Genomic DNA, 423 nt, shown 5'->3' on the forward strand with positions numbered 1-423 from the left:
GGTAAACGCTTCACTATCGCCCCGTCACGTATGCCGGAAAGCTGAAGCGGTAAAAGGGCGTCCTGTCCCAGCGGCGGGCACTGTACGGAGGGCGGCGACAGCCTTGCAGCACGACGCTCCGGGGTCGGTAACCACGGCTCCAGCGGCAGCGGCCAGACGATCAGCGTCCGCTCGCGCGCCTGCGGGCAGTCGGCAGCAACGCGTTTTCCCGCGCCGTCCCGCCAGACAGGAAAACGAATACCGCTCACGCCTTCCTGCTCAGGCAACAGCAGCGTCGGCGGCTGTGCGCCCTCCAGCAGCCAGCTCGCCAGACGACGGCGACAGTTGGCGTCGCCATCCGCAAGAGATTGTCCGCCAGGCCAGCAAACCGTCCCTCGCGTCACTGACGAAGGGCGCGGATCTTCCGGCAGCGATGCGCCACGG

General features: G+C 67.6%; 1 protein-coding gene. It reads right to left on the reverse strand.

Features of this window, described 5'->3' with window-relative positions; translation table 11 throughout:
* On the reverse strand, positions 1–423 hold a 423-nt coding region (locus E0T84_RS31665), incomplete at both ends, for a hypothetical protein (RefSeq protein ID WP_212757751.1).

The organism is Mycobacterium sp. DBP42, from assembly GCF_005924235.1.
Lineage (GTDB): Bacteria > Actinomycetota > Actinomycetes > Mycobacteriales > Mycobacteriaceae > Mycobacterium > Mycobacterium syngnathidarum.